The sequence below is a fragment of the Rhodopseudomonas pentothenatexigens genome (assembly GCF_900218015.1).
In the GTDB taxonomy this organism is placed as follows: Bacteria; Pseudomonadota; Alphaproteobacteria; order Rhizobiales; family Xanthobacteraceae; genus Rhodopseudomonas; species Rhodopseudomonas pentothenatexigens.
Map to the genome: position 1 here is coordinate 20,725 of NZ_UFQQ01000001.1, position 22,928 is coordinate 43,652.

21 protein-coding genes and 2 tRNA genes are annotated in these 22,928 nt (G+C 65.9%); 16 read left to right on the plus strand and 7 right to left on the minus strand.

Annotated elements, in window-relative coordinates:
• The first annotated feature begins 15 nt into the window (after positions 1-15).
• Positions 16-1,122 (plus strand): type II toxin-antitoxin system antitoxin DNA ADP-ribosyl glycohydrolase DarG, encoded by a 1,107-nt coding sequence (darG, locus tag DWA33_RS00095; protein ID WP_114356096.1) that lies wholly within the window; start codon positions 16-18, stop codon positions 1,120-1,122.
• A gap of 95 nt (positions 1,123-1,217) precedes the next feature.
• Here darG and DWA33_RS00100 read toward each other — a convergent pair whose 3' ends face one another.
• The 6 genes from DWA33_RS00100 to DWA33_RS00125 form a co-directional block, all read right to left on the minus strand.
• Entirely contained in the window at positions 1,218-3,866 is a 2,649-nt protein-coding gene (locus DWA33_RS00100; protein WP_114356097.1) for a bifunctional diguanylate cyclase/phosphodiesterase, read from the minus strand.
• Positions 3,867-4,166: 300 nt separating this feature from the next.
• Positions 4,167-4,243: transfer RNA gene (locus tag DWA33_RS00105), tRNA-Val, on the minus strand.
• Positions 4,244-4,345: 102 nt separating this feature from the next.
• Positions 4,346-7,483, minus strand: coding sequence for an efflux RND transporter permease subunit (locus DWA33_RS00110; RefSeq protein WP_114356098.1), 3,138 nt, complete (start codon positions 7,481-7,483; stop codon positions 4,346-4,348).
• Between the two features lie 28 nt (positions 7,484-7,511).
• Positions 7,512-8,756 (minus strand): efflux RND transporter periplasmic adaptor subunit, encoded by a 1,245-nt coding sequence (locus DWA33_RS00115; protein ID WP_114356099.1) that lies wholly within the window; start codon positions 8,754-8,756, stop codon positions 7,512-7,514.
• A 152-nt stretch (positions 8,757-8,908) separates the two neighbouring features.
• On the minus strand, positions 8,909-10,162 hold the full coding sequence (gene pepT, locus DWA33_RS00120) for a peptidase T (protein WP_114356100.1): 1,254 nt from the start codon (positions 10,160-10,162) through the stop codon (positions 8,909-8,911).
• A 296-nt stretch (positions 10,163-10,458) separates the two neighbouring features.
• Positions 10,459-10,770: an HU family DNA-binding protein gene (locus DWA33_RS00125; protein ID WP_114356101.1), complete on the minus strand. Its 312-nt coding sequence runs from the start codon at positions 10,768-10,770 to the stop codon at positions 10,459-10,461.
• 248 nt (positions 10,771-11,018) lie between these two features.
• On the opposite strand from DWA33_RS00125, the gene DWA33_RS00130 reads away from it, so the two are divergent.
• Positions 11,019-11,095 (plus strand) — tRNA-Asp (locus DWA33_RS00130).
• A gap of 313 nt (positions 11,096-11,408) precedes the next feature.
• On the opposite strand, the gene DWA33_RS00135 is transcribed toward DWA33_RS00130, so the two are convergent.
• Positions 11,409-11,603: a hypothetical protein gene (locus DWA33_RS00135; RefSeq protein WP_114356102.1), complete on the minus strand. Its 195-nt coding sequence runs from the start codon at positions 11,601-11,603 to the stop codon at positions 11,409-11,411.
• Between the two features lie 318 nt (positions 11,604-11,921).
• On the opposite strand from DWA33_RS00135, the gene DWA33_RS00140 reads away from it, so the two are divergent.
• Genes DWA33_RS00140 through nuoK form a run of 14 tightly spaced genes read left to right on the plus strand, consistent with a single transcriptional unit; the run spans position 11,922 to position 22,889 of the window.
• Positions 11,922-12,287 carry an NADH-quinone oxidoreductase subunit A gene (locus DWA33_RS00140; RefSeq protein WP_011158501.1) on the plus strand — a complete coding sequence of 122 codons (366 nt, stop codon included), beginning with the start codon at positions 11,922-11,924 and terminating at the stop codon, positions 12,285-12,287.
• A complete protein-coding gene (locus tag DWA33_RS00145) occupies positions 12,278-12,895 on the plus strand; it encodes a NuoB/complex I 20 kDa subunit family protein (RefSeq protein WP_430707850.1) in 618 nt (205 codons plus the stop codon). The genes DWA33_RS00140 and DWA33_RS00145 overlap by 10 nt, the downstream gene beginning before the upstream one ends.
• A gap of 13 nt (positions 12,896-12,908) precedes the next feature.
• Positions 12,909-13,523 (plus strand): NADH-quinone oxidoreductase subunit C, encoded by a 615-nt coding sequence (locus DWA33_RS00150; protein ID WP_114356104.1) that lies wholly within the window; start codon positions 12,909-12,911, stop codon positions 13,521-13,523.
• Positions 13,524-13,574: 51 nt separating this feature from the next.
• Positions 13,575-14,798 (plus strand): NADH-quinone oxidoreductase subunit D, encoded by a 1,224-nt coding sequence (locus DWA33_RS00155; RefSeq protein ID WP_114356105.1) that lies wholly within the window; start codon positions 13,575-13,577, stop codon positions 14,796-14,798.
• Positions 14,795-15,766 (plus strand): FkbM family methyltransferase, encoded by a 972-nt coding sequence (locus tag DWA33_RS00160; protein ID WP_114356106.1) that lies wholly within the window; start codon positions 14,795-14,797, stop codon positions 15,764-15,766. Before DWA33_RS00155 ends, DWA33_RS00160 begins: the two co-directional genes overlap by 4 nt.
• Positions 15,767-15,768: 2 nt before the next feature.
• Positions 15,769-16,518, plus strand: a complete 750-nt coding sequence (nuoE, locus tag DWA33_RS00165; protein ID WP_114356107.1) for an NADH-quinone oxidoreductase subunit NuoE — start codon at positions 15,769-15,771, stop codon at positions 16,516-16,518.
• Positions 16,519-16,565: 47 nt separating this feature from the next.
• Entirely contained in the window at positions 16,566-16,730 is a 165-nt protein-coding gene (locus DWA33_RS00170; RefSeq protein WP_244601161.1) for a hypothetical protein, read from the plus strand.
• Between the two features lie 18 nt (positions 16,731-16,748).
• A complete protein-coding gene (gene nuoF, locus DWA33_RS00175) occupies positions 16,749-18,074 on the plus strand; it encodes an NADH-quinone oxidoreductase subunit NuoF (RefSeq protein ID WP_114356109.1) in 1,326 nt (441 codons plus the stop codon).
• A 9-nt stretch (positions 18,075-18,083) separates the two neighbouring features.
• Positions 18,084-18,293, plus strand: a complete 210-nt coding sequence (locus DWA33_RS00180; protein ID WP_114356110.1) for a hypothetical protein — start codon at positions 18,084-18,086, stop codon at positions 18,291-18,293.
• A 33-nt stretch (positions 18,294-18,326) separates the two neighbouring features.
• Positions 18,327-20,402 (plus strand): NADH-quinone oxidoreductase subunit NuoG, encoded by a 2,076-nt coding sequence (nuoG, locus tag DWA33_RS00185; protein WP_114356111.1) that lies wholly within the window; start codon positions 18,327-18,329, stop codon positions 20,400-20,402.
• Positions 20,403-20,411: 9 nt separating this feature from the next.
• Entirely contained in the window at positions 20,412-21,437 is a 1,026-nt protein-coding gene (nuoH, locus tag DWA33_RS00190; protein WP_114356112.1) for an NADH-quinone oxidoreductase subunit NuoH, read from the plus strand.
• Between the two features lie 7 nt (positions 21,438-21,444).
• Positions 21,445-21,933 (plus strand): NADH-quinone oxidoreductase subunit NuoI, encoded by a 489-nt coding sequence (gene nuoI, locus DWA33_RS00195; RefSeq protein WP_114356113.1) that lies wholly within the window; start codon positions 21,445-21,447, stop codon positions 21,931-21,933.
• A gap of 9 nt (positions 21,934-21,942) precedes the next feature.
• Positions 21,943-22,581, plus strand: coding sequence for an NADH-quinone oxidoreductase subunit J (locus DWA33_RS00200; protein ID WP_114356114.1), 639 nt, complete (start codon positions 21,943-21,945; stop codon positions 22,579-22,581).
• A complete protein-coding gene (nuoK, locus tag DWA33_RS00205) occupies positions 22,578-22,889 on the plus strand; it encodes an NADH-quinone oxidoreductase subunit NuoK (protein WP_011158489.1) in 312 nt (103 codons plus the stop codon). The genes DWA33_RS00200 and nuoK overlap by 4 nt, the downstream gene beginning before the upstream one ends.
• Positions 22,890-22,928: the final 39 nt, after the last annotated feature.

The following is a 22,928-nucleotide window of genomic DNA, read 5'->3' on the forward strand; positions in this document are numbered from 1 at the left end:
GGAAGTGATCCTGTCATGTTCAGCGCGCTGATCGGAGACCTGTTTGAATCCCGGGCCCAGACCCTGGTCAACACCGTCAATTGCGTCGGTGTGATGGGCAAAGGCGTGGCCGAGCAGTTCAAACGGCGCTTTCCGGCGATGTTCGAGGACTACAAGGCGCGCTGCGCGCGGGGCGAGGTTCGCCTCGGCGAGCCGTACCTGTTCTGTGATCTGTCAGGTGCGCGGATCATCAATTTCCCGACCAAGGATCATTGGCGATCGCCGTCGCGGCTGGTCGATGTCGAGCGCGGGCTAGACCATCTCGCGGCCCACGCCGCCGGGTGGGGCATCACCAGCCTCGCGATGCCGCCGCTCGGCTGCGGGAATGGCGGGTTGGAGTGGGCGGACGTCGCGCCGCTGATCTTCAGCAAACTTGCCGATCTGCCGATCGAGATTGAGCTCTATGCACCCTACGGCACGCCTCGTCAGCAATTGACCCGCGACTTCCTCGCCGCGCCGCCGCAATCGAGTCTCGACAGCAAGGGGCGCAAGCCCGACCCGCTGAAGCCCGAATGGGTCGTGCTGATGGAGGTGCTGCGCGAACTGGAGGCCCAGCCCTATGCGACGCCCGTCGGCCGCACGATCTTCCAGAAGATCTGCTATGTGGTGACAGAAATGGGCGTGCCGACCGGCTTCAGGTTCGGCAAAGGCAGCTACGGTCCGTTCTCCGATGACGTGAAGCCGGCGCTACGCGATTTTGCCAATCGCAACTGGCTGAACGAGCAGCAACTCGGCCGGATGATCGCTCTTCGGGTCGCCCCCGAGTACGAGAGTGATCGCGGGCGTTTTCAGGAGCTGATCGCGCGCTACAAGGGCAAGATCGACAAGGCGGTCGACCTGTTCAGCCGGATCAAGAGCACCGAACAGGCCGAGGAGGTCCTGACGGTGTTCTTCGCGGCGCGCGAGTTGAAGCAATCCAAAGGCGATGTGGCCGAGCAGGAATTGTACGACTACATCCTTTCGTGGAAGAAGTCCTGGCAGACCGACGACAAGAAGCAGGCGGTCGCCAGCGCGATCCGCAATCTGGTGCTGCTCGGCTGGTTGCGCCTGACGATCAGCGACTCGCTACCAGAGGCGGCGTAGCCGGGAGCCCGTTCACCGATCCGTCGTCGTGGCCGACTTGGACAGTTCGCGATGCTTATCGCGGCAACGCAAACGGATCAGAGGACCCCCAAGTCTCAGACCGTCGACGTCGCCCTGCGGGACGCGGAGTTCGTTTCGACGTCGCCGCCGGCGATCAGCCGCGCCAGCGCCTCGGCGGGGAGCGCCGGGCTGAACAGATAGCCCTGCATCTGCTGGCAGCCGAGCTGGCGCAGCAGGTCGCGCTGTGCGGCGGTCTCGACGCCTTCGGCCAGCGTGGTCTTGTTGCCGGCGGCGGCGATCTGCACGATCGCGCGGACGATGGGGGCGGAGCCGGCTTGGTCGGTCAGGGTGTCGACGAAGCTCTTGTCGATCTTGATCTTGTCGATCGGGAAGCGGTGCAGATAGCTCAGCGACGAATAGCCGGTGCCGAAATCGTCGAGCGCGATCTTGACCCCGAGGGCGCGCAGCTGATTGAGGATCGTCAGGGTCGACTCGGTATCCTGCAGCAGCAGCGCTTCGGTGATCTCCAGCTCCAGGCGGTGCGCGGCCAGCCCGCTGCGCGCCAGCGCGGCGGCGACTTTGAGCGGGAAGGTGGCGCGGCGGAACTGGATCGGCGACACGTTGACGGCGACCGTCATCGCCGCCGGCCAGCCGACCGCGACGCCGCAGGCCTGCTCCAGCACCCACTCGCCGAGCTCCTCGATCAGCCCGATATCCTCGGCCAACGGAATGAACTCGGCCGGCGAAACGAAGCCGCGCACCGGATGCGGCCAGCGCAGCAGCGCCTCGCAGCCGGCGACGGCGCCGGAATTCAGATCGACCAGCGGCTGGAAGTGGAGCTGGAACGCGCGCTCGGCCACCGCGCGCTTCAGCTCGGTCGCCAGCTCGTGGCGGGCTTTGGCCTTGGTGTCCATCTCCGGCATGAAGAACCGGTAGGTGCGGCGGCCTTCGGACTTCGCCGCGTACAGCGCCAGATCGGCCTTGGCGATCAGCTCGTCGACCTCGCGGCCGTGCTCCGGCGCGAGCGCGATGCCGATGCTGGCATCCGGCGAGATCATGTGGCCGGCGCAGTCGAAGCTCTCGCGCAGCGCGTCCTGCAGCGTCGCCACCAGATCGCGCACATTGGTAGCGTCGGCCATCACCACGGCGAATTCGTCGCCGCCGAGCCGCGCGACGTAGTCGCCCGGCGTCAGGCAGCGTTGCAGACGCTCCGCGATGCATCTGAGCAGCTGGTCTCCGACCGGATGGCCGAGGGTGTCGTTGACGATCTTGAACTCGTCGATGTCGATGTAGAGCAGGGCGAGCTGATCGCCGGGCTCGATCGCGTCGAGCGCATCGCCGAGATGGGCGCGGAACGACGACCGGTTCGGCAGCCCGGTGAGATCGTCGAAATGGGCGAGGTGATGGATGCGGGAGTCGGCGCGCTTGCGCTCGGTGATCTCCTCGTGGGTCATCACCCAGCCGCCGCCCTGGATCGGTTCGCGGGTGATCAGAATCGTCCGCCCGTCGGCGAGTTCCACCTCGAACGAGCTGCGGCGGCCGGCGTTCTTCACCACGAAGCTGCGATATTCTTCGATGAGGTGCGGGTCGTGGCCGGCCTGCTTCAGCAGTTCGACGATGTCGGCGCCGCGCAGGCCCGGCCTCACCGCCTCGGCGGGAAGACGGTAGATGTCGAGATAGCGCTGGTTGTGCAGCAGCAGCCGGCCCGAGGCGTCGAACAGCGACAGCCCCTGCGCCATGTTGTCGACCGCGATGCTGTAGCGCTGGCGCAGATCGGTCTGCTGCCGGATGATGTTGCGGCCGAGCTGGAACAGCACCACGCCGACCGCCAGCGCGGTCGCCAGCGCGACCGAGACGATCACCCACAGCTCGCGCCACCACGCCGCCAGCACGCCGTCGACGGTGCGCGACACCACCACGACGATCGGCTGCTTGCCGAGCGTCCGCGCCGCCGAGATCCGCTCGCTGCCGTCGAACGGGCTGACCACCCGCCGGATCTTGCCGGGCCCGAGAAACAGCGTCTTCAGGTCGGAATTGAGATAGTTCTGGCCGACCGCCGCACTGAAGCGGGGCCACCGCGTCACCAGCGTCCCGCCGTTGGTGAACACCGCGATCGCCGCGTCCTCCCCGAGCACGATCGAGGACGCCAGGCCCTCATACCAGGCGTTGGGGATGGCGCGGGTCAGGACCCCGGCGGTCTTGCTGGTGGGCCCGCGCAGCCGCTTGACCAGCGCCAGCGTCCAGCCGCCGAGGATCGGATCGCGCACGAACTCGGCCTGGCTTTCGTCACGCTCGTAGTCCGACGTCCAGCGCTGGAAATTCGGATCGTCACCGATCGCGACGCCCGGCACCGGCCAGCCGCGCGACGAGTTGATCAGGGTGCCGGCGGTGTCGAACAGATCGAATTCGCCGAGTTCGCCGGTCTTCAGCGCCAGCAGGGTGTGGGTCGACAGCGCGTTGACCAGCGGATAGGTCTGTTCCAGCGACGCCGCGGTCTCGCTCTGGTCGACGTTCAGCGCCTCGAAGGTGCGGTCGAACTGGCGCGCCAGCAGCAGCGCGGTGTTGCCGAGTTCGCGCTCGGTGTTGCGCAGCAGGCGGTCGCGGCTGTCTGCGATCATCCAGGCGCTGGCCAGCGCGATCGCCGTCCCGAGCAGGATGCCACTCGTGACGATCCAGCGCAGCGAGACGTTTCGCGGTCCCTGCAGCAGGCCCCGCGGCCCCGCTGCCCACCCAACCCTTGCCATCGAACACCCCAGCCGGCGTCATGAGAATCCCTGTCCTTCCTAGCGCGGGGAAATGGACATCTCGTTAGTACAGATACGGGCAACCACTCGCGCATTCGGCGACCTTCGCCCGGACGGGCGTCGGTTGCGGTATGATGTTGTGTGTTCGTGGGTGGTCAATCGGTCGGAAGCTGCAGTTGCGATGCAATCGCGTCTAGAGGCGCGAATTTGGTCGGAAACTGTTCACCAGAGCCGCTGAATTTCTCGCGGCCGGAACCCCGGATTTGGAGCGGGTGGGTGTGCCGAGCGGGTCTGGCCGAATGGTGGGCGGCGAGAGATTCGAACTCCCGACCCTCTCGGTGTAAACGAGATGCTCTAACCAGCTGAGCTAGCCGCCCGCCGCGCCTATCTACCGCGCGGGGTGTGGTCTGTGCAAGGCGAGCGGACGCCGCGCGGCACATCCGCCGCGGCGGCGGCGCGGCCGTGGTGCGGCTGCGGCGTCATCCCGCGGGCTTGGCGGCCGGCGCGTGCCGCGTCCCCAGCCGCTGCAGCACGGTGAAGAACGACGGCACGAACAGCACCGCGAGGCCGGTCGAGGCCAGCATGCCGGCGACCACCGCGATGCCGAGCGACACCCGCGCGCCGGCACCGGCGCCCGTCGCCAGCGCCAGCGGCAGCATGCCGAAGATGAAGGCGAACGAGGTCATCAGGATCGGCCGGAACCTGAGCCGCGCCGCCTCGACCGCGGCCTCGGCGATCGGCATGCCTTCGATACACTTTTCGCGGGCGTATTCGACGATCAGAATCGCGTTCTTGGCCGCGAGCGCGATCAGCAGCACGATGCCGATCTGGGTATAGAGATCGTTCGGCAGGCCGGACCATTCCAGCGCCGCGACGGTGCCGAGCAGAGTCAGCGGCACCGCCAGGATCACGGCGAGCGGCTGCAGCCAGCTTTCGTATTGGCCGGCGAGCACGAAATACACCAGCAGCAGCGCCACCGCGAACACGTAGTAGATCTGATTGCCGACCACCTGCTCCTGATACGACATCCCGGTCCAGGCGGTGCCGACCGAGGACGGCAGCGATTTGGCCGCGACCTCGCTCATCAGCGTCATCGCCTCGCCGGAGCTGAAGCCGGGCGCCGGGCTGCCGACCAGCGTCGCGGCCGGATAGAGATTGTACAGCGTGATCAGCGGCGGCCCGACCTCGTCGGTCAGGTAGGCGACGGCGCCGACCGGGACCATCTGGCCGTTCGAGCCCTTGACCTTCAGCTTGAGCACGTCGCCGGGCCGCAGCCGGAACGGCGCGTCGGCCTGGACGTAGACCTGGAACACGTTGTTGAACTTGGTGAACTGGTTGACGTAGGTCGAGCCGAGATAGCTCTCGACCGCGGAGAACACCTGGCCGACGGTGACGCCGAGCGTCTCCGCCTTCATCCGGTCGACCACCAAACGGAGCTGCTTGACGTCGGCGTTGAAGGTCGAGGCGGCGTGGGTGATGCCGCTCTGGGTCGAAGCGTTGGCGGCGAACTGCTGGGCGGCGTTCTGCAGCGCCAGGAAATCCGAGCTGCCGTTCTTCATCTCCACCATCAGGGTGAAGCCCGAAGTGTTGCCGATACCCTGGATCGGCGGCGGCATCAGCACCAAGGCGGTCGCGGTGTCGAGCGTGGCGAGCGCGGCCCGCACCCTGGCGGCGATCGCGTCGATGCTGAGATCCGTGGCCTTACGCTGATCCCAGTCGTGCAGCACGACGTACAGCATGCCGGCGTTGTACATCGTGGCGTTGTTGTCGAGCGGCGAGATCCCGGACACGCCGATCACGCTCTCGACGCCCGCGGTCTGGCGCACCAGTTCGACCGCCTTGGCCACCGCCGCCTCGCTGCGGCCGGCGGAGGCCGAATCCGGCAGCTTCAGGCTGATGATGAAATAGCCCTGATCTTCCGAAGGCAGGAACGCGGTCGGCACCCGCGACAGCCCGTAGAACGCGACCCCGATCAGCGCCAGTCCGACGATCGTAGTCGGGATGCTGAACGCCACCAGCCGGCGGATCAACGCCGCATACACCGCTTCGCAGCGCGCATACACCGCGTTGAAGATCCGGTAGACGACATTGCGTTGCTCCGGCGGCATTGGCGCGCGCAGCCACAGCGCGCATTGTGTCGGCTTCAGCGTCACCGCGTTGACCGCCGAGATCAGCGCGGTGGCGGCGATCACCAGCGCGAACTGCTGATACATCTTGCCGGTGAGGCCGGAGATCGCCGCCGCCGGCAGGAACACCGCCATCAGCACCAAGGTGATGCCGATGATCGGGCCGAACAGCTCCGACATCGCTTTCACCGCGGCCTCGCGGCTCGACATCCCGCCGGCGATGTGGCGGGAGACGCCTTCGACGATGACGATGGCGTCGTCGACCACGATGCCGATCGCCAGCACCAGCGCGAACAGGCTGGTGGTGTTGACGGTGAAGCCCATCGCCGACATCGCCGCGAACGCGCCGATGATCGTCACCGGCACGGTGGTGGCGGGGACCAGCATCGCCCGCCAGTCCTGCAGGAACAGCAGGATCACCACCAGCACCAGCACGGCGGCGATGATCAGCGTCTCGTAGACCTCGTCGACCGAGGCGGTGATGAACTTGGTGCTGTCGAACGACACCTTGTAGTCGAGACCGGCCGGGAACGAACCCGCCATCTGCTTCATCTTGGCGTTGACCGATTCCGCCACCGACAGCGCGTTGGCGCCGGTCAGCAGCGAGATCGCGATCGCGGCCGACGGCTTGCCGTCGAGGCTGGCGGTCTGGCCGTAGGACGAGGCGCCGAGTTCGACCCGGCCGATGTCGCCGATCCGCACCAGCTGGCCGCCGCCCTGGTCGACCGCCTTGACCACGATCTTCTCGAATTCGGTGGCTTGGTTGAAGCGGCCGACGACGTCGAGCGCGTATTGGAAATTGACGATCGACGGCGCCGGCGGGCCGCCGACCATGCCGGCGGTGACCTGATTGCTCTGCTGCTGCACGGCGCTGACCACGTCGCTCGGCGTCAGGCCGTAGCTCTGCAGTCTGTCGGGATCGAGCCAGATCCGCATCGCATACGAACCCGAGCCGAGCACCGAGACGTCGCCGACGCCGGGCAGCCGCGCCAGCTCGTTCTGCAGGTTGATCTTGGCGTAATTGGCGAGAAACAGATTGTCGTAGCGGCCGTCCGACGAGACCAGGCTGACGAATTGCAGGATCGAGGTCGACTTCTTCTTGACGTTGAGGCCCTGGGTCGAGACCGAGGCCGGCAGCTGCGCCGTGGCCAGCGACACGCGGTTCTGCACCAGCACCTGCGCCATGTTCGGGTCGGTGCCGATGTCGAAGGTGACGACCAGATTGTAGCTGCCGTCACTGGCGCTGGTCGACTGCATGTAGATCATGCCCTCGACGCCGTTGACCTGCTGCTCGATCGGCAGCGCCACCGAATCCATCACGGTGCGGGCGCTGGCGCCGGGATAGCTTGCCGACACCGACACTGTCGGCGGCACCACGTCGGGATATTGCGACACCGGCAGCCGCATCAGCGCCAGGGCGCCGAGCAGGATGATCAGAAAGGCGAGGGTGTTGGACAGCACCGGCCGTTCGATGAAGAAGCGCGAGAACATGGGCAACGCCTCGTGAGGGCCGAGCGGATCAGGGTTTCGCGGTGCCGGATTGGGCTCCAGGGCTCAGCGCGGCAGGCGCCGGGGTCGGCGCGGTCGGAGCGGCCGCCATGGTCCCGGCCACCGGCGCGACGGTGTTGCCGGCGATCGCGCGCTGGATCGCGCCGATCACCACCCGGTCGTCGGCCTTCAGGCCGTTGGTGACGACGCGGAGCTGCCCTTCCTGCGGGCCGAGCGTGACCTGGCGCTGCTCGACCACGTCGCCGGCGCCGACCACCATGACGTAGCTGCCGGTCTGGTTCGACATCACCGCGGTGTCGTTGATCAGCAGCGCGTCATCGAGCTTGCCGACCGCGACCCGGACCCTGACGAACAGGCCGGGCACCAGCGCCACGTCCTTGTTCGGCAGCGAGCCGCGGAGCTGCAGGGTGCCGGTCGATGGATCGACCTGCGGCGCGATGTAGTCGACCTTGCCGGCGTATGGGAACGTGGTGTCGGACGACAGCGCGACCTGGATCGGCATTTCCAGCCGCTCTTCGCGCATGTCCTTCAGCGTCTTGCCGCGCCGCGCGAGCGCGTCGCGCAGATTGATCTGCTGCTGCTCGGTGATGTTGAAATAGACGTAGAGCGGATCGACCTGAAGGATGGTGGCGAGCTTGGTGGCGCCGGCCGAGCCGACCAGGGTGCCGACGTTGACCAGCCGGCGGGTCACCACGCCGTCGAACGGTGCCGTCACCGTGGTGTAGCCGAGCGAGGTCTTGGCGAGCGCCAGCGACGCTTCGGCGGCGGCGACCTGGGCGTTGGCGGCTGCCAGATTGGTCAGGGCGTCATCGACGTTGCGCTGCGAGGCAACGTCCTTCTGGCCGAGGATCGACTGCCGGTCGGCCTCGCGCTGGGCGTTGACCTGCTTGGCCTTGGCGCCGTCGAGCTGCGCCTGCTGCAGGTCGACCTGGGCCTGGTATTGCGCCTGCTCGATCTTGAACAGCACCCGGTCTTTCCTGACCGCTTCGCCGTCGAGATAGTTGATGCTCTCGATGAAGCCCTGCACCCGGGCTTCGAGATCGACCGAGGCGACCGGCGCGGTGTTGCCGGTGAACTCCGCATACAGCGTCACCGGCGCCTGGGTCGGCTTGGCCACGGTGACCTTGGCGGGCGGCGGCGCTGCGTATTTGTTCTCCTCCTTGCAGCCCGAAAGGAGCATGGGGGCAGCGGCGATCAGCGCGAACAGCCCGATCCTGCGCGACGACGCCAAAGGCATGAAGCGGGCGCACATCATCCGAGAGCTCTCCGTGTCGCGCGCGCGAATGGAACTTGCGCGGCACGGGAACTCAGACCTGATTCCTGGATCGTGGTCCAACGATTGAGACAACATCGCGGCCGCCGCCATCCGCGCCAGCGCGCTGGGCGGGCGGCGCCGCGATGCGCGCGCTACGCCTGCTGTTCGAAGATCATCGCCAGATGCACGATGGTGCGGACCGCCGCTTCCATGTCCTGGCGGCTGACCCATTCCAGACGGGAGTGGAAGGCGTGCTCGCCGGCGAACACGTTGGGGCAGGGCAGGCCCATGAACGACAGCCGGGCGCCGTCGGTGCCGCCGCGAATCGCCGCGGTGACCGGGGTGAGGCCGGCGCGGCGGATCGCTTCGCGGGCGTTCTCGACCAGTTCGGGATGGCGGTCGAGCACCTGCTTCATGTTGCGATATTGCGGCTGGATCTCGATTCTGGCGCGCGAGCGCGGATACTCCAGCATCACCTCTTCGACGATGCTCTGCAGCAGCGTCTCCTTGTCCTGCAGCCCGGCTTCGGTGAAGTCACGGACGATGAAGCCGACGGTTGCCTTCTCCAGCGTGCCGCTGATGCCGACCGGGTGCAGGAAGCCTTCGCGCCCTTCGGTGGTTTCCGGCGAGCATCCGGTTTTCGGCAACCGTTCGATGATCGCTGCGGCGATCTTGATGGCGTGCTCGATCTTGCCCTTGGCGAAGCCCGGATGGGCGCTGACGCCCTCGATGGTGATCACCGCGCTGTCGGCCGAGAACGTCTCGTCCTCGATGTGGCCGGCGCTCTCGCCGTCCATGGTGTAGGCGAAATCGGCACCGAGCTTGTTCAGGTCGACCTTGTCGACGCCGCGGCCGATTTCCTCGTCCGGGGTGAACAGGATCTTGAGCGTGCCGTGCTGGATCTCGGGATGCGCCAGCAGGAATCGTGCGGCGTCCATGATCTCGGCGACGCCGGCCTTGTTGTCGGCGCCGAGCAGGGTGGTGCCGTCGCTGGTGACGATGTCGTGGCCGATCTGATCCGCCAGCGCCGGGTGGTCGGCACGCCGGATCACCTGGGAGGAATCCCCCGGCAGCACGATGTCGCCGCCCTGATAGTCCTTCCAGACCTGCGGCTTGACGCCGGCACCTGAACAATCGGGCGAGGTGTCCATGTGGGCGCAGAAGCAGACCACCGGGACGTTCGGCTTGGCGGTGGTCGTGGGAATCGTCGCGTAGACGTAGCCGTGGTCGTCGAGATGGGCGTCGGCGAGCCCCAGCTCGCGCAGCTCCTGCGCCAGCAGTGCGCCGAGATTCTTCTGCTTCTCGGTGGAAGGGCAGGTGCCCGAGGCCGGGTCCGACTGGGTGTCGATGGTGACGTAGCGGAGGAAGCGCTCCAGCACGGTGAAGTCGAAGTCGATCGCGGTCACATCCGAGCTCCCTTGCAGCGGCGCGGCACCGGAAACAGATCTGGCGCCTCCGGTTGCGCGGCCTTGCTGTTGATATCCGGTCCCGTCCTGCGGCGCGACCCGCGGGGTCGCTCGGGTGTCGCCAAAAAGAAACGGCAGGCGGGGCGGATGCCCAAGCCTGCCGTTCTTCAATCCAGAAGCTGGAGTTCTGGTCCTGACATCATCAGAACCGCAACTCCAGCGCCTTGCTGCGAGAAGCATGCCTCACGCGGCCCGGGTCAAGCCGAGCCACCCGACGAACGCCGCTCGGAAGCGGATCAGATCGCTTCCTTGAGTTCCTTGGCGGCGCGGAACGCCACCTTCTTGGAGGCCTTGATCTGGATCTGCTCGCCGGTGGCCGGGTTGCGGCCCATGCGGGCGGCGCGCTTGCGGACCTGGAGGATGCCGAGGCCGACGATGCGGATGCGCTCGCCCTTCTTCAGGTGCTTGGTGATGCGGGTGACCATGTCGCCGAGAATGGCTTCGGTCTGCTTCTTCGACAGCTCGTGCTCTTCGGCGAGCGCCGCTGCGAGATGCTTCAGGGTCACCGTCGCCGGCGTCGCGGATTTGGCAGCTGCTTTCTTCGCCATATAGCCCTCCTGCTGTGTGTGGCGGCTTAGAAACTAAGACGTAGCAGGGCTTAGACGATTCGGGTGGCCGCTGCCTACGTCGTTTGCCCTGTAAACAGCGCATTATTTGCATCAGGGCGTAAAAAGACGCCGACATTAAAGGGGAAATGCGGTTGTCCGCACGAGAATGGGAATCTCTGCCGTTACCCGCTTGACTTGGGTCGGGCGTCCCTTTAAGTCGACCGCCTGCGCGGTTGACGCAAAACCACGCGGGAGTAGCTCAGTTGGTTAGAGCGCCGGCCTGTCACGCCGGAGGTCGCGGGTTCGAGCCCCGTCTCTCGCGCCATTTCGCCCGGACGGGCGTTTGGCACCACCGCGAACTTCTCCCGACAACATGTTGAATGCCTTGGTCAATGGCCTAGTTGAAAGACTTGGCGGAAAGTCCTGGCGGACAGTCCTGCAGCTTGTCGCCTGGTGGTGAGCGGCGAGGCTGAGACCAAAGCCGCCGGACGCCGCGAGCGGCCGGCACGGCGGGGGGGCTACGCCTTCGCGCAAGCCGCAGGCGCGATAAGATTCAAGCGGCCGGACATGCGAAAGGCCGCGCGATGGCGGCCTTCTCAACACTGTGTTACCCTTGATGCGCGGCGATGAAGCCGTTGCTATCTCACCGTCGAGCGGCCGGAGTCTGTGACGGTCATCTGCTTGGTCGCCTTGATGACCTGGGCGGTCTGGCTGTCGGAGGCAGTGGTGCGGGCGGTGATCCCGAGCGCCGCGACACCGATCCCAGCAATGAGGGCCACCACCACGATCTTCAGGTGGGTCGCACGATCCGCTGAATGCAAAGAGTGGTTCATCGCTGCCTCCGCGCGGCGCTTGTTGTTGCCGCGTCGACGAACGGACGATAGCCTTGCGTGTGTTTCAGGATCGTTTCGCCGTTTCCGAAAATGGTTTCGTACCGTGGCGGTATGGTTTCGATCTGGTTGATGCGATCTGCGAGCCGTGGTGAATGATGAGTCACGAATTCGTGCTGCTAAAGACGTATGAGGGTGCATATGCCCTCGGTCTTGCCACAGCTTGGCTTGCGCCCCCTGTTGCACTGCGCTAAGCGGTAGAACAATTCAAATGCGAACGAGTCTGCGGCAGCGCAACACGCCGCGGGGTTAGGGAACGGGATGAGCGGCATTCTGTCTAACTATCTGCCAATCGTCGTTTTTATCATCGTTGCGGCGGGTTTGAGCTTCGTCCTTCTGGTCGCGCCGTTTGCGGTGGCGTATCAGCAGCCGGACCCTGAGAAGCTCTCGGCCTATGAATGCGGATTCAATGCTTTCAGCGATGCCCGCATGAAATTCGACGTCAGATTCTATCTGGTCGCCATCCTGTTCATCATCTTCGATCTCGAGGTCGCGTTCCTGTTTCCGTGGGCGGTGGCCTTCGGCAAGCTCGGGGCCACCGGGTTCTGGTCGATGATGGTGTTTCTCGGGGTCCTGACGGTGGGTTTCGCCTATGAATGGAAGAAGGGCGCGTTGGAATGGGATTGAGGCCTGAGACGATGCAGCCGACGCCGTCGCAACATCCGGCCGGCGCGCAGCCGCTGATCGCGCGGCCCGCCACCGGCATCATCGACCCCAACACCGGCAAGCCTGTCGGCGCCGACGATCCGTTCTTTCTCAACGTCAATCGCGAACTGTCCGACAAGGGCTTCTTCGTCGCCGCGACCGACGACCTGATCACCTGGGCGCGCACCGGCTCGTTGATGTGGATGACCTTCGGCCTGGCCTGCTGCGCGGTCGAGATGATGCAGCTGTCGATGCCGCGCTACGACGCCGAGCGGTTCGGGTTCGCGCCGCGTGCGTCGCCGCGGCAGTCCGACGTGATGATCGTCGCCGGCACGCTGACCAACAAGATGGCTCCGGCGCTGCGCAAGGTCTACGATCAGATGCCGGAGCCGCGCTACGTGATCTCGATGGGATCGTGCGCCAACGGCGGCGGCTACTATCACTATTCGTATTCCGTGGTGCGCGGCTGCGACCGTATCGTTCCGATCGACATCTATGTGCCCGGCTGTCCGCCCACCGCCGAAGCCCTGCTGTACGGCGTGATGCTGCTGCAGAAGAAAATCCGGCGGACCGGCACTATCGAACGCTGAAGAAGGCTGTTTCATGGACGACAACGGGCTCGACACCCTGGGTCAGACGATGGTCGGCGCCTTGCCGGGAATCGCGACCGGTCATTCGGTCGCGTTCGGCCAGCTCACGCTGATCGTCGATGCCGGCAAAATCGTGGAGGTGATGCGGTTGCTGCGCGACGATCCGCGCTTCCGCTTCATCAGCTTCATCGACATGACCGCGGTCGACTATCCCGGCCGCGCCCAGCGGTTCGAGATCGTCTATCATCTGCTGTCGCCGAAGCTGAACGAGCGGGTGCGGGTCAAGGCCGAGGTCGGCGAGACCACGCTGGTGCCGTCGATCATCGACGTCTTCCCCGGCGCCGACTGGTTCGAGCGCGAAGCCTACGACCTCTACGGCATCATCATCACCGGCCACCCCGATATGCGCCGGCTGCTGACTGATTACGGTTTCGAGGGACATCCGCTGCGCAAGGATTTTCCGCTCACCGGTTTCGTCGAGGTTCGCTACGACGACGACCAGAAGCGGGTGGTCTACGAGCCGGTGCGGCTCAATCAGGAATTCCGCAAGTTCGACTTCCTATCGCCGTGGGAAGGCGCGGACTATCCGGTTCTTCCCGGAGACGAGAAGGCTGGAGTGAAGTCGTGATCTCGTTCGCCGTTCGCCCTTCGCGTTTTCCCAGCAAGCGGAGCTTGCCCCATGGCTGATGCCGCCGCCTCCGCCGCCGCACACGCGGACACGCCCAGCGTGCGCAACTTCACCATCAATTTCGGGCCGCAGCATCCGGCGGCGCACGGCGTGCTTCGGCTGGTGCTGGAACTGGACGGCGAGGTGGTGGAACGGGTCGATCCGCATATCGGGCTGCTGCATCGCGGCACCGAGAAGCTGATCGAGGCCAAGACCTATCTGCAGGCGATTCCGTATTTCGACCGGCTCGACTACGTCGCGCCGATGAGCCAGGAGCACGCCTTCTGTCTCGCGGTGGAAAAGCTGCTCGGAATCACGGTGCCGCGTCGGGCGCAGCTGATCCGCGTGCTGTATGCCGAGATCAGCCGCATCCTGTCGCATCTGCTCAACGTCACCACGCAGGCGATGGACGTCGGCGCGCTGACCCCGCCGCTGTGGGGCTTCGAAGAGCGCGAAAAGCTGATGATGTTCTACGAGCGGGCGTCCGGCAGCCGGATGCACGCGGCGTATTTCCGCGTCGGCGGCGTGCACCAGGATCTGCCGCCGAAGCTGATCGACGATATCGACGCCTGGTGCGACGCCTTCCCGGCGGTGGTCGACGACCTCGACCGGCTGCTCAGCGACAACCGCATCTTCAAGCAGCGCAACGTCGACATCGGCGTGGTGACGCTCGATCAGGCCTGGGCCTGGGGCTTCTCCGGCGTGATGGTGCGCGGCTCCGGCGCCGCCTGGGATCTGCGCAAGTCGCAGCCCTACGAGTGCTACGCCGAACTCGACTTCGAAGTGCCGATCGGCAAGAACGGCGACTGCTACGACCGCTACCACATCCGCATGGAAGAGATGCGGCAGGCGGTGCGGATCATGAAGCAGTGCATCGCCAAGCTGCGCGAGCCGGCCGGGCAGGGGCCCGTCGTGATCGACGACCACAAGATCTTCCCGCCGCGGCGCGGCGAGATGAAGCGTTCGATGGAAGCGCTGATCCATCACTTCAAGCTGTACACCGAGGGCTTCCACGTCCCGGCCGGCGAGGTCTATGCCGCGGTCGAAGCGCCGAAGGGCGAGTTCGGTGTGTATCTGGTGTCCGACGGCACCAACAAGCCGTACAAGTGCAAGATCCGCGCGCCCGGCTTCGCCCACCTGCAGGCGATGGATTTCCTCAGCCGCGGCCACCTGTTGGCCGACGTCTCGGCGATCCTCGGCTCGCTCGACATCGTGTTCGGAGAGGTCGATCGGTGAACGCCCCCGAGCCCATCCAGTTCGACCGCGCCACCGGCGCTCTCGAGGGCGCCGGCGCCCTCGAGCGCATGGCCGCGCTGGCGCTGGTGATGGGCGCGCGGGTGTCGTCGACCTTCTCGTATCGCGGCTACAACGCCGCGGCCAATCTGATGCGCAAGGCGCTGCCGGAGCGCGACATCGCGATCAAGCTCAATCCGGACGCGACCTTCGTGTTTCCTTACGGCGACGGCTACTGGAGCAAGCTGCTGCAGCGCGACTACGCCTACGAGATCGAACTCGACCTGCTGTTCCGCGACGCCGCCGATGTCGATTTCACCTTCGTCGATTGCGGCGCCAATTACGGCTACTGGTCGGTGCTGGTGTCGAGCGCGCCGTTCGGCGCCCACCGCACCCTGGCGATCGAGCCGTCGAGCCAGAATTTCGCCCGGCTGGCGCACAACGCCGCGGTCAACGGCAACCGGTTCTCGGTTCTGAAATGCGCGGTCGGCGCCGCGCGCGGCGTCGCCAGGCTGTCCGGTACCAAACACGAGGCGCTCAGCATCGTCGGCAAGCCCGGCGCCGGCGGTGAGGACGTGCCGGTGATCCGGCTCGACGATCTGATCGACGACGGCCATCTGCCGACCGGCGGCAAGTACATCGTCAAGCTCGACGTCGAGGGCGTCGAGATCGACGCGATCCGCGGCGGCGAGCGGCTGCTCGCCGAAGACACCGCGATCCTGTGCGAAGAGCACGGCAGCGACCGCGACCACAAGGTGTCGCGCTACATCCTCGAACACACCCCGCTGAAGCTGGTCGTGTACGACCCGCAAAGCAATCGCTACGAGGCCGTGGTCGACCTCGGCATTCTCGACCGGATCAAGGTCGCGTCGAATGTCGGCTACAACGTCGTCGGAACCGCGAGCGCGTTCTGGCAGGCCCGGATCCAACACCTGAATGCGAGCGTGGCACAGCGCTCGGCGAGAAACTGAGCATGTCCGTTCGTCGTCTGGCACCCAAAGAGCTGCAACCCGAGAGCTTCGCGTTCACCGCGGACAATCTCGCCTGGGCGCAGAAGGAGATCACGAAGTATCCGCCGGGCCGGCAGTTCTCGGCGGTGATCGCGATCATGTGGCGGGCGCAGGAACAGTGCGGCGGCTGGTTGCCGGAAGCGGCGATCCGAACCGTCGCCGACATGTTGCAGATGCCGCACATCCGCGCACTGGAGGTGGCGACGTTCTACACCATGTTCCAGCTCAACCCGGTCGGCAAGAAGGCGCACGTCCAGGTCTGCGGCACCACGCCGTGCCGGCTGCGCGGTGCTGGCGAGCTGATCGAGGTCTGCAAGAACCGGATCCATCACGACCCGTTCCATCTGTCCGCCGACGGCGACTTCTCCTGGGAGGAAGTCGAGTGCGCCGGCGCCTGCGTGAACGCGCCGATGGTGCAGATCTGGAAGGACACCTACGAGGACCTGACGCCCGAGCTGCTGAACAAGGTGCTCGACGGCTTTGCCAGCGGCAATCCGCCGAAGCCGGGGCCGCAGAACGGCCGCCAATACGCGGCGCCGATCACCGGTCCGACCACGCTGCAGAGTGGCGGTATCAACGTATCGCCGGTCGATGCCAACGGACCGTCGCTGACCGACGACGAGGCCAAGCGGGCCGGTGCGGCAGCCAATGTCCAGGAGCGGCCGGCACCGAAGCCGCCGGCTGCGGATTCCAGCGGTAACAACACGCCATGACGACGATCGCCCCCACCGGGCGCGCCGTCGCGGAGAGCGCGAGAGCCATGCCGACCCCGGTTTACATCCTGCTGCACGGTGTCGCCGCCGCAGCGTTCATATTTCTGCTGCAGCGCTACGCGCTCGGTGCGACACTCCAATCGAGCCTGATCTGGGCGCTGACCTTCGGGGGCTGCGCCGTCGGACTCGCTTACATGCAATCGAAACGCTGACAGGGAACGCCGCAAGCCATGCTGGACGACAAGGACCGCATCTTCCGGAACCTGTACGGTCTCGATGACTGGACGCTGAAGGGCGCGCGCCGTCGCGGCGCGTGGGAAGGCACCAAGGCGATCATCGACAAGGGCCGCGACTGGATCATCAACGAGATGAAGGCGTCGGGCCTGCGCGGCCGCGGCGGCGCCGGCTTCCCGACCGGCCTGAAATGGTCGTTCATGCCGAAGGACAATGCCGACGGCCGGCCGAGCTACCTGGTGGTCAACGCCGACGAGTCCGAACCCGGCACCTGCAAAGACCGCGAGATCATGCGCCACGACCCGCACACGCTGGTCGAAGGCTGTCTGCTCGCCGGCTGCGCGATGGGCGCCCACACCGGTTACATCTACGTCCGCGGCGAATTCATCCGCGAGCGCGAGCGGCTGCAGGCGGCGATCGATCAGGCCTACGAGGCCAAGCTGATCGGCAAGGACAACGTCCACGGCTATCCGTTCGACCTCTATGTCGCGCACGGCGCCGGCGCCTATATCTGCGGCGAGGAAACCGCGCTGCTCGAAAGCCTCGAGGGCAAGAAGGGCCAGCCGCGGCTGAAGCCGCCGTTCCCGGCCAATGTCGGCCTGTTCGGCTGTCCGACCACGGTCAACAACGTCGAGTCGATCGCGGTCGCACCGGACATCCTGCGCCGCGGCGCCGCGTGGTTCTCGTCGATCGGCCGCGCCAACAATGTCGGTACCAAGCTGTACGGCATCTCCGGCCACGTCAACACGCCGTGCGTCGTCGAAGAGGCGATGAGCATTCCGTTCCGCGAGCTGATCGAGAAGCACGGCGGCGGCATCCGCGGCGGCTGGGACAATCTGTTGGCGATCATTCCCGGCGGCGCGTCGTGCCCGTTGATCCCGGCGGCCGACTGCGAAGAGCTGATCATGGACTTCGACGGCACCCGCGCGGTGAAGTCGAGCTTCGGCACCGCCGGCGTCATCGTCATGGACAAGTCCACCGACGTCATCGCGGCGATCGCGCGCATCAGCTACTTCTTCAAGCACGAAAGCTGCGGCCAGTGCACGCCGTGCCGCGAAGGCACCGGCTGGATGTGGCGCGTGCTCGACCGCATGGTCGAAGGCCGCGCCCACAAGCGCGAGATCGACATGCTGCTGGAAGTGACCAAGCAGGTCGAAGGCCACACCATCTGCGCGCTCGGCGACGCCGCGGCCTGGCCGATCCAGGGCCTGATCCGCGCCTTCCGCCCGGAGATCGAGCGCCGCATCGACGACTTTTCGCGCAAGGCGACGCTCGACGACCAGGGCGTGCTCGATCCGGCGCACATGCAAGCGGCGGAGTAGGAGGCGAAGATGGCGGACGAGCCCGACAATCTGGTGCTGACTTATTTGCGGCGGATGGACGCCAAACTCGATCGCGTGATCGATGACGTTCACGACCTGAAGGTACGTATGACGGGTGTCGAAGAAGGCTTGGCCGGCGTCAATCGCCGTCTCGATCGTCTCGAAGTTCGTGTCGACCGGATCGAGCGTCGTCTCGATCTCGCCGACCAGCCGCATTGATCGCTCGCCGACACTGAGAGTGACTGGAACGATATGATCAAGATCATCGTCGACGGCAAGGAAGTCGAAGTTCCGCCGGAATACACGCTGCTGCAGGCCTGCGAGTCGGCCGGCGCCGAGATTCCGCGGTTCTGTTATCACGAGCGGCTGTCGATCGCCGGCAACTGCCGGATGTGTCTGGTCGAACTCAAGGGCTCGCCGAAGCCGGTGGCGAGCTGCGCCTGGGGTGTGCGCGACTGCCGCCCGGGTCCGAACGGCGAGCCGCCGGAAGTCTCGACCAAATCGCCGATGGTCAAGAAGGCGCGCGAAGGCGTGATGGAGTTCCTGCTGATCAACCATCCGCTCGATTGCCCGATCTGCGACCAGGGCGGCGAGTGCGACCTGCAGGACCAGGCGATGGGCTACGGCGTCGACCAGAGCCGGTTCGCCGAGAACAAGCGCGCGGTCGAGGACAAGTATCTCGGCGTGCTGGTCAAGACCTCGATGACCCGCTGCATCCAGTGCACCCGCTGCGTGCGCTTCGCCGCCGAAGTCTGCGGCGTGCCGGAGATGGGCGCGATCGGCCGCGGCGAGGACATGGAGATCACCACCTATCTCGAGAAGGCGCTCACCTCCGAGCTGCAGGGCAATCTGGTCGACATCTGCCCGGTCGGCGCGCTGACGTCGAAGCCCTACGCCTTCGCGGCGCGGCCCTGGGAGCTCGGCAAGACCCAGTCGGTCGACGTGATGGACGGCGTCGGCTCGGCGATCCGGGTCGACACCCGCGGCCGCGAAGTGATGCGGATCCTGCCGCGCGTCAACGAGGCGATCAACGAGGAGTGGATCTCCGACAAGACCCGCCACGTGGTCGACGGTCTGCGCACCCAGCGGCTCGACCGGCCCTACGTCCGCGAGGGCGGCAAGCTGAAGCCGGCGAGCTGGCCGCAGGCGTTCGCCGCGATCAAGGCCAGGCTCGACGGCACTTCGCCGAAGAAGATCGGCGCGATCGCCGGCGATCTCGCCGCGGTCGAAGAGATGTTCGCGCTGAAGCAGCTGCTCGCCAAGCTCGGCTCGGCTAATATCGCGGCGCAGAACGTCGCGGCGTTCGATCCGAAGGCCGGCCGCGCCGGCTACATCTTCAATCCGGGCATCGTCGGGATCGAGCAGGCCGACGCGGTGCTGATCATCGGCTCCGATCCGCGCAAAGAGGCGGCGATCCTCAACGCCCGGATCCGCAAGCGCTGGCGCGCCAGCGGCATGCCGATCGGCGTGATCGGTGACAGGGCCGAGCTGACCTATCACTACGACTATCTCGGTGCCGGTACCGACACGTTGAACGACCTGATCGTCGGCAAGCACGCGTTCGCCGAGACGCTGAAGAACGCCAAGCGCCCGATCGTCCTGGTCGGCGCCGCAGCGACGGCGCGGCGCGACGGAGCGGCGATCCTGTCGCTGGCGGCCAAGCTCGCCGCCGACGTCGGCGCGCTCGACGACGGCTGGAACGGCTTTGCGGTGCTGCATCCGGCGGCCTCCAGCGTCGGTGCGCTCGACATCGGCTTCGTGCCGGGTGCGAACGGGCTGAGCGCGGCGGAGATGACCACCGCCGGCGGCGTCGACCTGCTGTTCTCGCTCGGTGCCGACGAGATCAAGGTGCCGGACGGCGCGTTCGTGGTCTACATCGGCACCCATGGCGATCGCGGCGCGCACCGCGCCGACGTGATCCTGCCGGGAGCCGCCTACACCGAGAAGTCGGGCATCTACGTCAACACCGAAGGCCGCGTGCAGATCGCGAACCGGGCGTCGTTCCCGCCGGGCGATGCGCGCGAGGACTGGGCGATCCTGCGGGCGCTGTCCGAAGCGCTCGGCGCCAAGCTGCCCTACGACTCGCTGGCGGCGCTGCGCAAGGCGCTGTTCGCCGAGGTGCCGCATCTGATGCGGGTCGACCAGATCGAGGCCGGCGATCCGGCCGATGTGCGCAAGCTGGCGGGCGCCGGCGGCAGCGTCGAGAAGACGCCGTTCAAGCCGGTGATCGCCGATTTCTACATGACCAACCCGATCGCGCGGGCGTCCGCGGTGATGGCGGAATGCTCCCGCCTGGCGTCGGGGCAATTGCTGACGGCGGCGGAGTAGGCGGGACCCATGGCTGAATTCTTCGCGACCAACCTGTGGCCGCTGCTCGTGGTGATCGGGCAGAGCGTGCTGCTGTTGGTCATCCTCCTGATCGCAATCGCCTACATCCTGCTCGCCGACCGCAAGATTTGGGCGGCGGTGCAGATCCGGCGCGGTCCGAACGTGGTCGGACCGTGGGGCCTGCTGCAGTCGTTCGCCGACCTGCTGAAATTCGTCGTCAAGGAGCCGACGATTCCGGACGGCGCCAACAAGGGCCTGTTCCTGCTGGCGCCGCTGGTGACCTGCGTGCTGGCGCTCGCTGCCTGGGCGGTGATCCCGGTGAATGCCGGCTGGGTGATCGCCGACATCAATGTCGGCGTGCTGTACATCCTGGCGGTGTCGTCACTGTCGGTGTACGGCATCATCATGGCCGGCTGGTCGTCGAACTCGAAGTACCCGTTCCTGGCCGCGCTGCGCTCGGCCGCGCAGATGGTGTCCTACGAGGTCTCGATCGGTTTCGTGGTGATCTGCGTGCTGCTGTGCGTCGGTTCGTTGAACCTGACCGCGATCGTCGAGGCGCAGGACGGCAAATGGGGCATGCTCGGCTGGTACTGGCTGCCGCTGTTCCCGATGTTCGTCGTGTTCTACGTGTCGGCGCTGGCCGAAACCAACCGGCCGCCGTTCGACCTCGTCGAAGCGGAATCGGAACTGGTCGCCGGCTTCATGGTCGAATACTCGTCGACCCCGTATCTGCTGTTCATGCTCGGCGAATACGTGGCGATCGTCACGATGTGCGCGATGGGCACGATCCTGTTCCTCGGCGGATGGTTGCCGCCGGTGCCTTACGCGCCCTTCACCTGGGTGCCGGGCATCGTCTGGTTCTCGCTGAAGCTGCTGTTCATGTTCTTCCTGTTCGCGATGGCGAAGGCGATCGTGCCGCGCTACCGCTACGACCAGTTGATGCGGCTGGGCTGGAAGGTGTTCCTGCCGTTGTCGCTGGCGATGGTGGTGATCGTGGCGGCCGTCCTGCAGTTCGCCGGCCTGGCACCGAAATGAGGCTTTGATGAACATCACCGCGACCGCCCGTTCGCTGCTTCTGACGGAGTTCGTATCGGCGTTCTTTCTCGCCATGCGTTACTTCTTCAAACCGAAGCCGACGATCAATTATCCTTTCGAGAAGAATCCGATCTCGCCCCGGTTCCGCGGCGAGCACGCGCTGCGCCGCTATCCCAACGGCGAGGAACGCTGCATCGCCTGCAAGCTGTGCGAGGCGATCTGCCCGGCGCAGGCGATCACCATCGAGGCCGGCCCGCGCCGCAACGACGGCACCCGCCGCACGGTGCGCTACGACATCGACATGGTGAAGTGCATCTATTGCGGGTTCTGCCAGGAGGCGTGCCCGGTCGACGCGATCGTCGAGGGGCCGAACTTCGAATTCGCCACCGAGACCCGCGAGGAACTCTACTACGACAAGGCCCGCCTGCTGGCCAACGGCGACCGCTGGGAGCGGGAAATCGCCAAGGCCATCTCCCTCGACGCGCCGTACCGGTGAGCTGACGCCATGTCGATGCCCGTCCTGTTCTTCTATCTCTACGCCGGGGTGGCGATCGCCGCCGCGGTGATGGTCGTGGTCGCCCGCAACCCGGTGCACTCCGCGCTGTTCCTGATCCTGGTTTTCGTCAACGCCGCCGGCATGTTCGTGCTGATGGGGGCCGAATTCCTGGCGATGATCCTGATCGTGGTCTATGTCGGCGCCGTCGCAGTGCTGTTCCTGTTCGTGATCATGATGCTGGACGTCGATTACAGCCAGCTTCGCGAAGGCTTCCTCGAATATCTGCCGTTCGGCCTGTTGATCGGTTTCATCTTCCTCGCGGAATTGCTGCTGCTGGCCGGCGGCTGGGTGATCAGCCCGACCGTGACCAAGACGGTGACGGCGCCGATCCCGGCCGGCGTATCCAACACCGAAGCGCTCGGCCTGGTGCTCTACACCCGCTACATCCACTACTTCCAGGTGTCTGGCATCGTGCTGCTGGTGGCGATGGTCGGCGCGATCGTGCTGACGCTGCGCCACAAGAAGAAGGTCAAGCGGCAGGACATCGCCGCGCAGAACGCCCGCTCCAGGGAGACGGCGATGGCGATCCGCCAGGTCAAGCCGGGGCAGGGACTTTCCGACAACGACTCTGCGGAGTGGGTGCGATGAACGAGATCGGGCTCGGCCATTTCCTGTCGGTCGCGGCGGTGCTGTTCACCCTCGGCACGCTCGGCATCTTCCTGAACCGCAAGAACGTCATCATCATTCTGATGTCGATCGAGCTGATGCTGCTCGCCGTCAACATCAACCTGGTGGCGTTCTCGATCTACCTGAACGACATCGTCGGGCAGGTGTTCGCGCTGCTGGTGCTCACCGTCGCAGCCGCGGAGGCCGCGATCGGCCTGGCGGTGCTGGTGGTGTTCTTCCGCAATCGCGGCACCATCGCGGTGCAAGACATCAACTTGATGAAGGGCTAGGGCATGATCGGCAATCGAGTGCGGATTGACGGCATCGTC

Bases quoted from the DNA above. Each gene is read 5' to 3' on its own strand.
- darG (WP_114356096.1), top strand. From the start codon at position 16: ATGTTCAGCGCGCTGATCGGAGACCTGTTTGAATCCCGGGCCCAGACC.
- DWA33_RS00100 (WP_114356097.1), bottom strand. From the start codon at position 3,866: ATGGCAAGGGTTGGGTGGGCAGCGGGGCCGCGGGGCCTGCTGCAGGGA.
- DWA33_RS00110 (WP_114356098.1), bottom strand. From the start codon at position 7,483: ATGTTCTCGCGCTTCTTCATCGAACGGCCGGTGCTGTCCAACACCCTC.
- DWA33_RS00115 (WP_114356099.1), bottom strand. From the start codon at position 8,756: ATGATGTGCGCCCGCTTCATGCCTTTGGCGTCGTCGCGCAGGATCGGG.
- DWA33_RS00125 (WP_114356101.1), bottom strand. From the start codon at position 10,770: ATGGCGAAGAAAGCAGCTGCCAAATCCGCGACGCCGGCGACGGTGACC.
- DWA33_RS00135 (WP_114356102.1), bottom strand. From the start codon at position 11,603: ATGAACCACTCTTTGCATTCAGCGGATCGTGCGACCCACCTGAAGATC.
- DWA33_RS00140 (WP_011158501.1), top strand. From the start codon at position 11,922: ATGAGCGGCATTCTGTCTAACTATCTGCCAATCGTCGTTTTTATCATC.
- DWA33_RS00145 (WP_430707850.1), top strand. From the start codon at position 12,278: ATGGGATTGAGGCCTGAGACGATGCAGCCGACGCCGTCGCAACATCCG.
- DWA33_RS00150 (WP_114356104.1), top strand. From the start codon at position 12,909: ATGGACGACAACGGGCTCGACACCCTGGGTCAGACGATGGTCGGCGCC.
- DWA33_RS00155 (WP_114356105.1), top strand. From the start codon at position 13,575: ATGGCTGATGCCGCCGCCTCCGCCGCCGCACACGCGGACACGCCCAGC.
- nuoE (WP_114356107.1), top strand. From the start codon at position 15,769: ATGTCCGTTCGTCGTCTGGCACCCAAAGAGCTGCAACCCGAGAGCTTC.
- DWA33_RS00170 (WP_244601161.1), top strand. From the start codon at position 16,566: ATGCCGACCCCGGTTTACATCCTGCTGCACGGTGTCGCCGCCGCAGCG.
- nuoF (WP_114356109.1), top strand. From the start codon at position 16,749: ATGCTGGACGACAAGGACCGCATCTTCCGGAACCTGTACGGTCTCGAT.
- DWA33_RS00180 (WP_114356110.1), top strand. From the start codon at position 18,084: ATGGCGGACGAGCCCGACAATCTGGTGCTGACTTATTTGCGGCGGATG.
- nuoG (WP_114356111.1), top strand. From the start codon at position 18,327: ATGATCAAGATCATCGTCGACGGCAAGGAAGTCGAAGTTCCGCCGGAA.
- nuoH (WP_114356112.1), top strand. From the start codon at position 20,412: ATGGCTGAATTCTTCGCGACCAACCTGTGGCCGCTGCTCGTGGTGATC.
- nuoI (WP_114356113.1), top strand. From the start codon at position 21,445: ATGAACATCACCGCGACCGCCCGTTCGCTGCTTCTGACGGAGTTCGTA.
- DWA33_RS00200 (WP_114356114.1), top strand. From the start codon at position 21,943: ATGTCGATGCCCGTCCTGTTCTTCTATCTCTACGCCGGGGTGGCGATC.
- nuoK (WP_011158489.1), top strand. From the start codon at position 22,578: ATGAACGAGATCGGGCTCGGCCATTTCCTGTCGGTCGCGGCGGTGCTG.